Genomic DNA, 12545 nt, shown 5'->3' with positions numbered 1-12545 from the left:
GGGTCGAACGGAACCAAGATGGTGCCGGGAGGTGATGGCGACGATGATCTTCATGGTGCTGCTGACGATCACGCTGGCGGCCATCGTCGTGGCGACCGCGTGGTCGGCCGTCAAGGGCGCGGACCAGGACGGCTCGGCCGAGCCGGCCGAGGCCGAGGTGGTGCCCGTGCCGGCGGTGCCGGAGACGCTGGAGGGTGTCCTGGCCCGGCAGTTGCTGGACGGCGAGATCACCGGGCCGCAGTACCGGCGGGCGGTGCAGCGGCTGGCCGAACGCGACGCGGACCGCCACCCGTTGTCGGTACCCCGGGAGGACTGACCCGGCGGACCTCCATTGACAAGCATCGATCGGCGACCGACGATGAGGCCACCTCCCGATTGGGAGCGCTCCCAATCCTGAGGAGACGGCCGATGCGACGGTGGCTGACTGTTCTTGTCCTCTCCGCCGCGGCGCTGTTGCTCGGCCCGGCGGCGCAGGCGGCCGCGGGCGACGGCTCACCGCGCGACCCCAACATCGCCTTCTACGGGCGCTGGGACACCGCGAACCCCGCCGCCGTCGTGCCGCACTTCGCCGGCGCCTATCTCGTCACCGGCTTCACCGGCACCAGGGTCGCTCTGAGACAGCGGGCCGCCATCGACCTCTACTACAGCATCGACGGCGGTGCCGATGTCTACCTGAGCAACGTCAGCGGCACGGTGAACCTCACCCCGGCGCCGCTGCGGGCCGGTAACCACACGCTGCGGGTCTCCTACCGCGTGGTCGCCGGGTCCTACCACGGCGATGCCGTCTTCCAGGGGCTCGTGCTCGACAGCGGTGCCACCACGGTCGCCCCGCCCCGGCCCGCCCGGCTGGTCGAGTTCATCGGCGACTCGATCACCGTCGGCACCACGTCGTCGAAGAACGCGCTCACCGCGTACGGGTGGCTGACCGGCGAGCGGCTCGGCGCGGCGCACACGCAGATCGCCGAGGGCGGGGCCTGCCTGGTCAGCGCCGCGGACGGCTGCACCGGCATGGCCGACCGGTTCCTGCGCAACAACACCGCGGCCGGGTCACCGCTGTGGGACTTCTCCCGCTACCGGGCCGACGCCGTCGTGATCAATCTCGGCACCAACGACGTCGGGCACGGCGTCAGCAGCACCACGTTCCAGACCGTCTACACCCAGCTGCTGCGCGACATCCGCGCCCGCTACCCGCAGGCCGCGATCCTGGCCCTGCAGACCTTCACCAAGCGGTACGCGGCGCAGACCCAGGCAGCCGTGCAGACCGTCACGTCCGCCGGCGACCGCAACACCTTCTTCGTGCCCACCGACGGCTGGGTGCCCGCCGGCGGACTCAGCGACAACGTGCACCCCAACGACGCCGGTCACCAGGCCATCGCGGCCCGGCTCGCACCGATCATCACCGAGAGGATCGGCACCAGCACCTCCCCGTCGCCGACGGTGTCACCGACCGGTTCCCCGTCGGCACCCCCGTCGGCGACGCCGCCCCCGCCGACCGGGGCCTGCGCGATCACGTACGCCAGGACCAGCGAGTGGACCGGCGGCGCGCAGTTCGACGTCACCATCCGCAACACGTCGACCGCGCCGGTCGCCGGTTGGACGCTGACCTGGACGCTGCCCGCCGGCCAGAAGATCTCCCAGGCGTGGAACGCCACCACCACCCAGTCCGGCCCGAGCGCCGGCGCGGTCAACGTCGCCTGGAACGGGCAGATCCCCGCGGGCGGCGCCACCAGCTTCGGCTTCATCGCCGACAGCGCGCAGAGCGGCGCGACCGGCTTCGCCCTCAACGGCACGGCATGCACTGCCGCCTCGGCCTTGTCCTCCAGGAGCACTCCATGACGTTTTCCCGGCGGCGCCTCGCGCTGTTGATCGCCACGACCCTGACCGTCCTGACCGGCAGCGTCGGCATCACCACGGCGCAGGCCGCGGCGGCCCCGGCCTGCCGCGTCGACTACAAGGTCACCAGCCAGTGGGGTACGGGATTCGGTGCCGACGTCACTGTCACCAACCTGGGCGACGCGGTGACCGGCTGGACGCTCGGCTGGACGCTGGCGCCCGGCCAGGGCATCACCCAGGCCTGGAACGCCACCGTCACGGCAGCCGGGCCGGCGGTCACCGCCACCGGCGTGAGCTACAACAGCGCGGTGGCGTCCGGGGCGTCGGTCACCTTCGGCTTCAACGGCAGCCACACCGGCAGCAACCCCGTACCGGCGTCGTTCACCTTCAACGGCACCCTCTGCGGCGGCCCGGCCGGCACGCCGTCACCGACCGGCGGTACGGTTTCGCCGACCCCCGGCACGCCGTCGCCGACGCCCTGCACCGGCCCGAGCACCCCGCCGGTCTCACCGCCGGCACCGGCCACGCGGGTCAAGATCTGGATGGCCGGTGACTCCACCATGGCGAACGCCGGCACCTGCCCGGTCGGCTGGGGCGGCCAGTTCGCGCCGTACTTCACCAGCGACGTCACCGTGCAGAACAGCGCGGTCGGCGGCCGCAGCATCCAGACGTGGCTCTACGAGGGCAACGTCACCGGCACCAAGAACGCCGCCGGTGAGTGCATCGTCAGCCCGACCACCTTCAGCTCGCGGTGGACCACCATGCTCGATGCCACCAACGGGATGCGGGCGGGCGACTACCTGTTCATCCAGTTCGGTATCAACGACGGCGACTCCGCCTGCCCCCGGCACGTCGGCGCCGCCCGTTACCAGCAACTGCTCGGCATGATGGCCCAGGCCGCCAAGGCGCGCGGCGCCACGCCGATCCTCGTGACCCCGGTCGCCGCGATCACCTGCAGCGGCAGCACCGCCGTGGGCAACCGCGGCTTCCTCACCGAGACACGCAACGCCGCCACCGCCAACGGCGTGCCGCTGATCGATCTGCACCAGCGCAGCGTCGCGTTGTACAACTCGCTCAAGCTGTGCCCGAACAACGGTGACTACAACGCCGGCGCGGTCGGTGCCTTCTTCTGCAACGACCACACCCACTTCGAGACCGCGGGGGCCCGGCAGATCGCCGCCCTGATCGCCGCCGCGCTGCGGGAACAGGGCATCGCGCTGGCCTCGTACCTGCGCTGACCGCGGGATGCAGCGGCCGGGCCGGACCGGCCCGGCCGCCGGCCCGTCAGTCCTCGCCGTGATAGCCGCGCAGCTCGCGGCGCGTCTCATGACGGCTGCGGCGACGGTCCTCGCGGCGGAAGTAGTAACCCGTGCATGAGCGGCAGCCGTTGTGCATGGTGTCCGCGTAACGGGCGGTCACCACCCAGTAGCAGCCCCGCCGGGGGCGGTCGACCGGTGTCGTGGCGTCGACCCGGTCCGGCAGCGTGCACACGCCGAAGCGGTGATCGTGCTGCGGCCGGCAGGTCACCATCGGCCGCTCGGCCAGCTTCACCCACCACGGCCTGGTCTTGTCGGTCCTGCTCATACGGTCGCCTTTCGGCTCCGTGACACCCCGGGATGGGGCTGTCATGAGCACCGGTGCACCGTGATCACCTCCGACGTGGCCTGCGACGTCACCCCACGATACGACAGCCGGACGACCCCGATCGGGTACGGCCCTGCCTGTCGCACCGCTGCGCCTTGTCCACCGCGGCCGGCTCCGCTGCACTCGGCACCATGAACCTTCTGCGCTCAGCGACGAGCGGCGCCGTGGCCGTGCTCGTCCTCGCCCTGGCCGGTCCCGCGGTGGCGGCACCACCGCCGGGAACCCTGGAACTGCGCTACGCCGGCGACCTGGTGACCGCCACCCAGGTCGCCGACAGCAGCGGCAACGATCTGCCCGGCAGCATCCGCACCGGCGGCGGCGGTGCCGTGACCTCGGTGGCCGGACCCGGCGGCGACCCGTTCCTGCGCTTCCCGGGCGGCAGCTGCACCGTCGCGCCCTGTCCACAAGCGATCGTCCAGCCGGTCCGCACCGTCACGCTGGTCCCGGACGACGGTGGCGAGGGACGGTTCGTGTTCGGCGCCGACATCCGCCTCACCGAGCCGCCGTCCCCGCACGCCGGCATGAACGTCTTCCAGTTCGGCGCGGCGGGGGCGGGCGTCAGCCAGTGGAAGATGCAGGTCGACTACGGCCGGCCCTCGTGCCGCTGGTCGGACGGCACCCGGTTCGTCCTGCTGCCGGCCGGGCCCGAGGACTTCCAGCTGACGGTGGGCCGGTGGTACCGGGTGACCTGCGTACGGCTGTCCCCGGTGCTGTTCCAGATCCGCGTCCACGACCGCACGACCGGCCGTCAGGTGCTGCCGCCCGCGCAGCGGACCGGTCCGCTGGCGGACATCCTGCCCAGCGGCGCCGTGGTCATCGGCGGCAAACGCATCAGGGCCGACCAGAGCGACATCGACACCGATCAGTTCTACGGCGACCTCGACACCCTTGAGTTCGGCCGCCGGCAGCTGCCCTCCGACTCCTGAGCGCGCCGGCGCCGGCCGCTCGTCAGGGCAGCCGGCGCCGGCCCGCGAAACCCAGGTCGAGGCGGTGGTACCAGCCGAGCTCGGTCTCGCCCTCGAGCCAGCACAGCAGCACCGGCACCCCGTCGAGATCGGCCGGGAAGTCGACCAGCAACGGCGCGACGCCCTTGAGCTCGGCCCCGGTCTCCTGCACCTCGGTCATCAGCTCGTTGAGCCGGGCCTCGGCCGCCTTCTGCTCGGGCAGCCCGCCCAGCGGCGTCGGCGTGCCCCCGACGGCCAGCGCGGCGGACAGCTCGACCATGTCGGCCCGGACGACGACCAGCTCGTCGAGCACCGGCCGCAGCCGGGCCAGCTCGCTGCGGGCCTGCGCCGGCGTGAACAACCCCATGGCCGCAAGTCTGTCACCCAGGGTGGGCCGCGCAGCGTTGAGGTCGGGAGGTCGCCGACGGGTATGCGCGGGCCGGCACGTCCTCAGGGGTGCTGCCGGTTGCGCCAGGCCGCACGGGCCTCGGCCACCTGCACCAGCGCCTGCACCAGGGGCAGGGACTCCTCGGCGGCGGCCTCGCCGGCCTGTTCGAACTCGCTCATCCGGGACAGCTCCCAGAACGCGTACGCGTCGACGTCCGGCGTCAGCACCAGGTCCGCGTCGCGGGCCAGCTGTCCCTCCACGCCGGGGTGCAGGGTGCTGACCGCCACCATGATCTGCACCATGGTCTTCGGCGGACGGCGCGGCAACGGGCCGGACACGTCGACCGCCACCACGATGTCGGCGCCCATGCTGCGGGCCAGGGCGGCCGGGACCATGTCGACCAGGCTGCCGTCGACCAGCAGCATGTCGTCGCGGCTCACCGGCGGGAAGACGCCCGGGATCGCCGAGCTGGCCAGGACCGCGCTGGCCACCGGGCCCTCGTCCAGCACCACCCGCCGGGCGGTGGTGAGCTCGCAGGCCACCGTGGCGAACGGCAGGTCCAGGTCAGCGAAGGAACGGCCGTCGAGCGTCTTGTCGAGGAAGGTGCCCAGCCGGGACGTCTCGAACAGCGACCGGCCGGTGATGCTCGGGCGCACCAGGCGCGTCCAGTGCAGGGTGCGGGCCAGCGCGGAGATGTCCGGCGTGCTCATCCCGGCCGCGTAGAGGGCGCCGACCAGGGCGCCGGCGCTGCAGCCGGTGATCACGGACGGGGCCAGGCCGGCCTTGTCGAGGATGTTCAGCACGCCGATGTGGGCCGCGCCGCGTACCGCCCCGCCGCCGAGCGCCAGCCCGATGCGGACCGGCTCGGCCCGGGCCGGCGGGCCGGGGTCTGTCAGCTCCATGCCCCCAGGGTGCAGGCCGCCGTGCCGCCTCACAAGCAGCTGCGTCACACCCGCTTCTGCGGCGTTCCGGCTCGTCGGGGCCGGGGCGGGTGGTTTGCTGATCAGGTGGCGGACAACCTGCGGTGGCGGCTGCTGACGGACCGGCGGGTCGGCACCAAGATCATGATCGCGGTGGGGATCATCGCGGCGTTCAGCGTGGCCGACGGCGCCTACGCCCTCAGCAGCCTGAGCCGCACCAACGACCAGGTCGAGACGGTGTACGGGCACAGCCTGGAGCTGCACACCATAGGGGAACTGCGCAGTGCGGCGAACCTGGCCTGGCTCGCGGCCGACGACCTCATCCTGGCCCGCGACGCCGCACAACGCTCGTCCGCTGCCACCGCTCTGAAAGACGCCGAGCAGGGCGTCGCCACCACCGCCGCGGAGTACGAGGCCTTCCCGCTGGGTGCGGCGTCACGTGCGGCGATCACCACCTTCGAGGGCCACTGGGCGCGATACCAGACCCTGGTGGACGACCAACTCGTCCCGGCCGTGACCGGCGGTGACCGCACCGCGCTGGAGGCGCTGCGCTCGGGTCCGCAGCAGAACGAGCTCAGCGCCCTGCGGGCCGACCTGGCCACGCTGTCCGAGGCCACCGTGCGGGAGGCCGCCGCTCAGGAGGCCGGGGCGGAGGAGCTGTTCCGCTCCACCCGGCTCTGGGTCATCGTCGTGCTGGTGGCCAGCGCGGTGGCCGGCCTGCTGCTGGCGGCCGGTATCGCCCGGTTGATCGTGCGGCCGCTGGCCCGCTGTGTGCGTACCCTCCAGCAGATCGGTCAGGGTGACCTGACCGCCCGGGTCCGGGTCGGCGGCCGCGACGAGATCGCCCAGCTCGGGGACACGCTCAACGCCACCGCCGAGGCGATGGCCGGCCTGGTCGGCAAGGTCAGCGGCAGCTCCCACACGCTGGCCTCGGCCTCCGAGCAGCTCTCGGCCGTGTCGCTGCAGCTCTCGGCCTCCGCCGAGGAGACCTCCGTGCAGGTCAGCACGGTCTCCTCGGCCGCCGGGCAGGTGTCGGACAGCGTCCGGGCAGTCGCGGCCGGCGCCGACGAGATGGGGGTGTCGATCCGGGCGATCGCCGACAACGCCGGCGAGGCGGCCGAGGTGGCCGCCGGGGCCGCGCGCACCGCCGAGGCGACCAACACCAGCGTGGCCCGCCTCGGTGCGGCCTCGACCCAGATCGGTGACGTGGTCAGGCTGATCACCGCCATCGCCCAGCAGACCAACCTGCTCGCCCTCAACGCGACGATCGAGGCGGCCCGGGCCGGGGAGATGGGCAAGGGCTTCGCCGTGGTGGCCAGCGAGGTCAAGGACCTGGCCCAGGAGACCGCCCGGGCCACCGAGGACATCTCCACCCAGGTGGCCTCGATCCAGGCCGAGAGCAACGGCGCGGTCGAGGCGATCCGCGAGATCGGCCAGGTCATCACCACCATCAACGGCTACACCACCACGATCGCCTCGGCGGTGGCCGAGCAGACCGCGACCACCGGCGAGATCGCGCACAGCGTGGGCACCGCCGCGGCCGGCTCGGCCAGCATCGCGGAGACGATCTCGGGCGTCGCGGAGGCGGCCCAGCAGGTCACCAGCGGCGCCACCGAGACCCAGCAGACCGCGGCCGAGCTGGCCCGGATGGCCGCCGAGCTCAGCAGCACGGTCGCGGTCTACCGGGTCTGAATTCATCCGCTCGGCCTCCGCAGCCGTATCACCGCCCATGAGAGTCCTGCTGGTGGAAGACGACGTGTCGGTCGCGGAACCGCTGATCGACGGCCTGGCCCGGTACGGCATCACCGCGGACCACGTCACCACCGGCGCGGCCGCACTCGCCGCGGCGCCGCCCGACGTGGTCCTGTTCGACCTCGGCGCGCGCGACACCGGCCGTGTCGAGGCCTGCCGCAAGCTGCGCGGCGACGGTGACATCCCGATGATCCTGCTGACCGGGCGCGGTGGCGTGCACGACCGCAGCCTCGGCCGCGAGCTGGGCGTGGAGGACCTCGTGGCGCAGCCGTACCGGGTGCCGGAGCTGGTCGCCCGGATGCGCGCGGTCACCCGCCGGGCCCCCCGGGAGCCGGCCCAGGAACCGGTCCGCCGGTACGGGCCCCTGGCCATCGACACCCGCAACCGGCAGATCCGCCTGCACGGCGTACCGATCCCGCTCGCCCCCAAGGAGTACGACCTGCTCGTGCTGCTGGCCGCCGACCCGGGCGCGGTCGTCGCCCGCCGGCACATCCTCGACACCGTGTGGGATCCGGGCTTCCTCGGTCCCGGCAAGACGCTGGACTTCCACGTGGCCAGCCTGCGCAGCAAGCTCGGCGACGCCAAGTGGATCGAGAACCGCCGCGGCGTCGGCTTCCGCCTCGTCGTCCCGGCCTGACCCGGCGGTCCGGCCCGGCCGCGGCGCTCAGGCGGTGTCGAGCTCGGCCAGCACGGCCCGGTGATCGCTGCCCGGCGCCCGCAGCACCCACGACCGCTGGGTCGACATGCCGCGCTGCAGGATGTGATCCGGGCGCAGCACCGGCAGGTCGGCCGGCCAGGTGAAGCCGAAACCCGCGCCGGCCTCCTGCTGGGTGTCGCGCAGCGGCGCGAACGCGTCGAACTGCCGGTCGGTGGTCGCGGTGTTCAGGTCCCCGGCCACCAGCACCCGCGGGCTCTCGTCGGCGGCGACCGCAGCGGCCAGCGCGGCGATCGTCTGGTCGCGTTCGGCGGTGGCGGCCGGGCGGGCCGAGGCCAGATGCGCGGCGTAGATGCGGACCGGGCCGTCGGCGCTGGGCACGGTGACCCGCAGCGCCCGGGTCCAGCCGATGCCGATGTCGACCGGGCCGGTCCCGGTCAGCGGCAGCGTGCTCCACAGCCCGACGGTGCCGGTCACCGCGTGGTACGCGTACCCGCCGGCGAGCTCCCGCTGGGCCGCGGCGAGGTTGGCCGGGGTCAGCTCCTGCAGCACCAGCACGTCGGGCGCCGCGGCCAGCACCGCGCGGACCGCCGGCCCGGGGCTCGGGTTCTCCGCGCCCAGGTTCAGCGTCGCCACCCGCAGGTCGTGGTGGTCGGCCGTCGAGCGGGGCACCAGCACCGGCCCGAACATCGCCGTCCAGAACACCGCGGGCAGCAGGCAGACGACGAAGGTCCGCGACGAGCGGCGCAGCGCTGCCACCGCGAGCAGGGCCGGCACCAGCAGACCCAGCCAGGGCAGCCCACTGTCCAGGGCCGTGCCGAGCGCTCCGGGCACCAGCCGGTGCAGCGCCAGCACCGCGGCCAGGGTGACGGCGGCGACGGCGGTCAGGGCACTGCCCACGCGCACCTGCCGTCGATCCATCCGTCCAGCCTAATGAGTGTCGCGCGACGCGGAGCCGGGACGCGATCCGGTCAGCCGAGCGGGAGCAGATCGGCGGGGGAGCCGTCGGCCCAGCCGTCCTCGAGCACGGCCAGGGCGTCCGCGGCGGCGGCACCGGCCAGGCTCGCGGGTCGGCTCCCGGCCACCACCACGGCGTGGTCACCGGCCAGGCGCACGGGGACCAGGCGGGTCACCGGCGCGGTGACGACCACGTCGCCACGCACGGGCAGGCGGGTGGCGAGCGGCGCGGACCGGCCGGTGAGGGCGTACAGCAGGGGTTGCAGCACCGTGACCGCCGCGACGAGGCCGGCGAACGGGTTGCCCGGCAGCCCGGTGACCCACCGCCCGCCCGGCAGTGCGGCCAGCAGCTGCGGGCCGCCCGGCCGGCAGGCCACCCGGTCGACGAGCCGCCGCGCGGCGACCTTCTCCAGCACCCGGTGCAGATGGTCGGCCGCGCCGGCCGACGACGACCCGGTCACCACGACCACGTCGGCGTCCGGGGCGGCCAGGCGCTCGGCCAGCAGGCCCGGATCGTCGCGCAGCACCAGCCGCTCGGTCACCACCGCGCCCGCGGCCTCGGCCAGGGCCGGGACCATCGGCCCGAAGACGTCGCGGACCTGCCCGGTGGCCGGGACCCCGGAGCTGACCACCTCGTCGCCGGTGACCAGCAGCCGGATCCGGGGCCGCCGGTGCACCGGCGCACTGTCGGCGCCGCCCTGGGCCAGCAACCCGGCCACCGCGGGCGTGACGAGCCGGCCCGCACCGGCCAGTTCGCTGCCGGCCCGGGCGTCCTCACCGGCCCGGCGGATGTGCGGCTTCCCGGCGGGCGTCGTGCCGTTCAGGTCGGCGGTCTCGTACGGCAGCACCGCCGACGTCCCGGCGGGCACGAGCGCACCCGTCATGATCTCCACCGCCTGCCCCGCCTCGAGCTCGCGCGCCGGGCCCGGCGCTCCGGCCAGGATCCGCCCGACGACCTGCCACGGGCCGGCGCCGGCCACGGCATAACCGTCCATCGCCGCGGTGTCGAAGCCGGGCAGGTCGGCGCGGGCCAGGACCGGAGCGGCCAGCACCCGGCCCACCGCCCGGTCCAGCGGGACGTCCTCGGCCGGCAGGGCGGTGGCGGCCCGGGCGGCGATCAGGCGGGCGGCCCGCCACGGGGTGGCACTGTCGGTGGTTGGCATCGCTGCCAGTGTCACATCCGGTGCTCGTCGCGGCCCGCCGACCGGCGCTTGGTGAGCCAGCGCAGCACCTGCCGGGCGTGCGAGGCCGGCTGGGGGATGGGGTGGAAGACGTGCTCGACCAGGCCGTCGGCCACGATCAGGGTGAGGCGCTCGTACAGGGTCATGTCACCGGCGGCGAAGGTCGGCAGGCCCAGAGCCCGCGCGCAGGTCAGCTGCGGATCGGGGAGCAGCGGATAGGGCAGCCGCAGCCGGTGCACGAGCTCCCGCTGATAGCCGCTCGACTGCGCGGAGAGCCCGTAGACCCGGGTTGCGCCGGCCCTGCGCAGCTCCGCGTGATGGTCGCGGAACCAGGCGGCCTGCTCGGTGCCGCCCCGCGCCCCCGCGATCTCCAGCAGCCCGTTGGGCAGGTCGACGCCGGGACGCCCGGTCAGCGGATACACGAAGATGACACTGCGGCCCGGCCCCAGCGCACCGAGATCCACCGGCCGTCCGTCGGTGCCGTAGAACGCCAGCGCCGGCATCCGGCGGCCGGTCAGCGCGGCCGGATCCGCGCCCGGCGCCGGGCGGCCGATCACGACCCGACCCGCGGCCTCGTCGAGCCGGGCGTCGAGGGCCTCCCGCTGGGCGGTCAGCCGGCCGATGCGTTCCTGCAGGCCGGTGATGGTGCTGCGATACGTGGCCAGCGCCGCCGCGCACACGTCCGCCTCCCCGGCCCCGGAGGCGATCGACTCCACGAACGGGCGGGTCTCCTCGACGCTGAGCCCCAGCGCCATGAGCTCGCGGATCTGCGCGACCAGCCGTACGGCGACGGGGTCGTACTCGCGGTAGCCGTTGCCCAGCCGCCGCGGCACGACCAGCCCGGCCGTCTCGTAGTATCGCAGCGCCCGGACCGTCGTCCCGGTCCGCCGTGCCAGCTCACCCACCCGCATCCGACCGACCCTAAACCCGCACCCCCGGGTACGGGTCAAGGTGTTCATCGTCGCCCTTCCGCATCCCGTCCCCGCTGGCCAGGCTGGCCCCATGACGACGATCGAAAGCGTGACCGGCCGGCAGGTGCTCGACAGCCGCGGCAACCCGACGGTGGAGGTCGACGTGATGCTCACCGACGGCTCCCGGGGCCGGGCGGCGGTCCCGTCCGGGGCGTCGACCGGCACCCACGAGGCGGTCGAGCTGCGCGACGGCGACCCGGCCCGCTTCCACGGCCGGGAGGTGCGCCGGGCGGTCGCCGCCGTCAACGGCGAGATCGCCGCGGCGGTGACCGGCCTGGACGCCGAGGACCAGGCCCGGGTGGACCGGACGATGATCGAGCTCGACGGTACGCCCGGCAAGTCGCGCCTCGGCGCCAACGCGATCCTCGGTGTCTCCCTGGCCACGGTGAAGGCGGCCGCGCAGGCGCACCGCCAGCCGCTCTACCGCTACGTCGGCGGGGTCGGTGCCCGCCTGCTGCCGGTGCCGATGATGAACATCGTCAACGGGGGCGCGCACGCCGACAACCCGCTCGACTTCCAGGAGTTCATGATCGCGCCGGTGGGCGCGCCGACCTTCTTCGAGGCGGTCCGGATGGGCGCCGAGGTCTTCCACACCCTGAAGAAGTCCCTGGCCGCGGCCGGGCACAACACCAACGTCGGTGACGAGGGCGGCTTCGCGCCACGGTTCGCCACCGCGGACGAGGCCCTGGAATTCGTGCTGCGGGCCATCGAGGACACCGGCTATAAGCCCGGCACCGACATCGGCATCTGCCTCGACCCGGCCGCGTCCGAGTTCTTCTCCGCCGGACGTTACCGCTACGCCGGCGAGGGCCGTGACCGCACGGTCGAGGAGCAGGTCGGCTATCTCGAAGAGCTGCTGGCCCGCTACCCGATCAGCTCGCTGGAGGACCCGATGGCCGAGGACGACATCACCGGCTGGCAGCTGCTGACCGCCCGCACCGGCGACCGGGTGCAACTGGTCGGCGACGACGTCTTCTGCACCGACGCCGGACGGCTGCGGGCCGGGATCGAGGGCGGCTACGCCAACGCGATCCTGGTGAAGCTCAACCAGATCGGCACCCTGACCGAGACACTGGCCACGGTGGACACGGCCCACAAGGCCGGCTACCGGGTGGTCATGTCCCACCGCTCGGGCGAGACCGAGGACACCACCATCGCGGACCTGGCCGTGGCGGTCGGCTGCGGCCAGATCAAGACGGGCTCACTGTCGCGTTCGGACCGTACGGCGAAGTACAACCAGCTCATCCGCATCGAGGAGGAGCTGGGCGACACCGCCCGGTACGCCGGCTGTCCTTGACCG

General features: G+C 73.8%; 13 protein-coding genes. 7 read left to right on the top strand and 6 right to left on the bottom strand.

All coding sequences use genetic code 11. The features are described 5' to 3' along the window. The first annotated feature begins 34 nt into the window (after positions 1 to 34). The 3 genes from ACWEOZ_RS25615 to ACWEOZ_RS25605 all read left to right on the top strand — a co-directional run bounded on the left by ACWEOZ_RS25615 (position 35) and on the right by ACWEOZ_RS25605 (position 3071). Complete coding sequence (locus tag ACWEOZ_RS25615) at positions 35 to 316, top strand: hypothetical protein (RefSeq protein WP_451913201.1); 282 nt, start codon at positions 35 to 37, stop codon at positions 314 to 316. A 92-nt stretch (positions 317 to 408) separates the two neighbouring features. Then, a complete protein-coding gene (locus ACWEOZ_RS25610) occupies positions 409 to 1836 on the top strand; it encodes a cellulose binding domain-containing protein (RefSeq protein ID WP_451913200.1) in 1428 nt (475 codons plus the stop codon). After that, the gene (locus ACWEOZ_RS25605; protein WP_451913199.1) at positions 1833 to 3071 is read left to right on the top strand and encodes a cellulose binding domain-containing protein; all 1239 of its coding nucleotides are present in this window, start codon (positions 1833 to 1835) and stop codon (positions 3069 to 3071) included. The genes ACWEOZ_RS25610 and ACWEOZ_RS25605 overlap by 4 nt, the downstream gene beginning before the upstream one ends. A gap of 46 nt (positions 3072 to 3117) precedes the next feature. On the opposite strand, the gene ACWEOZ_RS25600 is transcribed toward ACWEOZ_RS25605, so the two are convergent. Beyond that, on the bottom strand, positions 3118 to 3417 hold the full coding sequence (locus ACWEOZ_RS25600; protein WP_451913198.1) for a hypothetical protein: 300 nt from the start codon (positions 3415 to 3417) through the stop codon (positions 3118 to 3120). Between the two features lie 191 nt (positions 3418 to 3608). On the opposite strand from ACWEOZ_RS25600, the gene ACWEOZ_RS25595 reads away from it, so the two are divergent. Further along, positions 3609 to 4403, top strand: coding sequence for a hypothetical protein (locus ACWEOZ_RS25595; protein ID WP_451913197.1), 795 nt, complete (start codon positions 3609 to 3611; stop codon positions 4401 to 4403). 22 nt (positions 4404 to 4425) lie between these two features. Here ACWEOZ_RS25595 and ACWEOZ_RS25590 read toward each other — a convergent pair whose 3' ends face one another. Both ACWEOZ_RS25590 and ACWEOZ_RS25585 read right to left on the bottom strand, forming a co-directional pair. Continuing rightward, positions 4426 to 4788 carry a DUF2203 domain-containing protein gene (locus ACWEOZ_RS25590; protein WP_451913196.1) on the bottom strand — a complete coding sequence of 121 codons (363 nt, stop codon included), beginning with the start codon at positions 4786 to 4788 and terminating at the stop codon, positions 4426 to 4428. 83 nt (positions 4789 to 4871) lie between these two features. Continuing rightward, on the bottom strand, positions 4872 to 5711 hold the full coding sequence (locus tag ACWEOZ_RS25585; protein WP_451913195.1) for a patatin-like phospholipase family protein: 840 nt from the start codon (positions 5709 to 5711) through the stop codon (positions 4872 to 4874). A 105-nt stretch (positions 5712 to 5816) separates the two neighbouring features. Between ACWEOZ_RS25585 and ACWEOZ_RS25580 the strand changes: the two genes are divergently transcribed. Together ACWEOZ_RS25580 and ACWEOZ_RS25575 are read left to right on the top strand one after the other, a co-directional pair. Beyond that, on the top strand, positions 5817 to 7421 hold the full coding sequence (locus ACWEOZ_RS25580; protein ID WP_451913194.1) for a methyl-accepting chemotaxis protein: 1605 nt from the start codon (positions 5817 to 5819) through the stop codon (positions 7419 to 7421). Positions 7422 to 7473: 52 nt separating this feature from the next. Then, on the top strand, positions 7474 to 8118 hold the full coding sequence (locus tag ACWEOZ_RS25575) for a response regulator transcription factor (protein WP_451913193.1): 645 nt from the start codon (positions 7474 to 7476) through the stop codon (positions 8116 to 8118). A gap of 27 nt (positions 8119 to 8145) precedes the next feature. Here ACWEOZ_RS25575 and ACWEOZ_RS25570 read toward each other — a convergent pair whose 3' ends face one another. The 3 genes from ACWEOZ_RS25570 to ACWEOZ_RS25560 are packed head-to-tail and all read right to left on the bottom strand — an operon-like array spanning position 8146 to position 11185. Beyond that, positions 8146 to 9057 carry an endonuclease/exonuclease/phosphatase family protein gene (locus ACWEOZ_RS25570; RefSeq protein WP_451913192.1) on the bottom strand — a complete coding sequence of 304 codons (912 nt, stop codon included), beginning with the start codon at positions 9055 to 9057 and terminating at the stop codon, positions 8146 to 8148. A gap of 50 nt (positions 9058 to 9107) precedes the next feature. Continuing rightward, positions 9108 to 10256, bottom strand: a complete 1149-nt coding sequence (locus ACWEOZ_RS25565; protein WP_451913191.1) for a molybdopterin molybdotransferase MoeA — start codon at positions 10254 to 10256, stop codon at positions 9108 to 9110. A gap of 11 nt (positions 10257 to 10267) precedes the next feature. Next, a complete protein-coding gene (locus ACWEOZ_RS25560; protein WP_451913190.1) occupies positions 10268 to 11185 on the bottom strand; it encodes a MerR family transcriptional regulator in 918 nt (305 codons plus the stop codon). A gap of 91 nt (positions 11186 to 11276) precedes the next feature. Here ACWEOZ_RS25560 and eno point away from each other — a divergent pair, with 91 nt between their 5' ends. After that, positions 11277 to 12542, top strand: coding sequence for a phosphopyruvate hydratase (gene eno, locus ACWEOZ_RS25555; protein ID WP_451913189.1), 1266 nt, complete (start codon positions 11277 to 11279; stop codon positions 12540 to 12542). The last annotated feature ends 3 nt before the right edge of the window (positions 12543 to 12545 follow it).

The organism is Actinoplanes sp. NPDC004185 (assembly GCF_053603475.1).
The sequence above is the reverse complement of the archived record's forward strand: the minus strand, read 5'-3'. Positions and strand labels throughout refer to the sequence as shown.

Coding starts and splice junctions, on each gene's coding strand:
- ACWEOZ_RS25565 (WP_451913191.1), bottom strand. CDS start 10,256: ATGCCAACCACCGACAGTGCCACCCCGTGGCGGGCCGCCCGCCTGATC.
- ACWEOZ_RS25570 (WP_451913192.1), bottom strand. CDS start 9,057: ATGGATCGACGGCAGGTGCGCGTGGGCAGTGCCCTGACCGCCGTCGCC.
- ACWEOZ_RS25615 (WP_451913201.1), top strand. CDS start 35: ATGGCGACGATGATCTTCATGGTGCTGCTGACGATCACGCTGGCGGCC.
- ACWEOZ_RS25585 (WP_451913195.1), bottom strand. CDS start 5,711: ATGGAGCTGACAGACCCCGGCCCGCCGGCCCGGGCCGAGCCGGTCCGC.
- ACWEOZ_RS25610 (WP_451913200.1), top strand. CDS start 409: ATGCGACGGTGGCTGACTGTTCTTGTCCTCTCCGCCGCGGCGCTGTTG.
- ACWEOZ_RS25590 (WP_451913196.1), bottom strand. CDS start 4,788: ATGGGGTTGTTCACGCCGGCGCAGGCCCGCAGCGAGCTGGCCCGGCTG.
- ACWEOZ_RS25595 (WP_451913197.1), top strand. CDS start 3,609: ATGAACCTTCTGCGCTCAGCGACGAGCGGCGCCGTGGCCGTGCTCGTC.
- ACWEOZ_RS25600 (WP_451913198.1), bottom strand. CDS start 3,417: ATGAGCAGGACCGACAAGACCAGGCCGTGGTGGGTGAAGCTGGCCGAG.
- eno (WP_451913189.1), top strand. CDS start 11,277: ATGACGACGATCGAAAGCGTGACCGGCCGGCAGGTGCTCGACAGCCGC.
- ACWEOZ_RS25605 (WP_451913199.1), top strand. CDS start 1,833: ATGACGTTTTCCCGGCGGCGCCTCGCGCTGTTGATCGCCACGACCCTG.
- ACWEOZ_RS25560 (WP_451913190.1), bottom strand. CDS start 11,185: ATGCGGGTGGGTGAGCTGGCACGGCGGACCGGGACGACGGTCCGGGCG.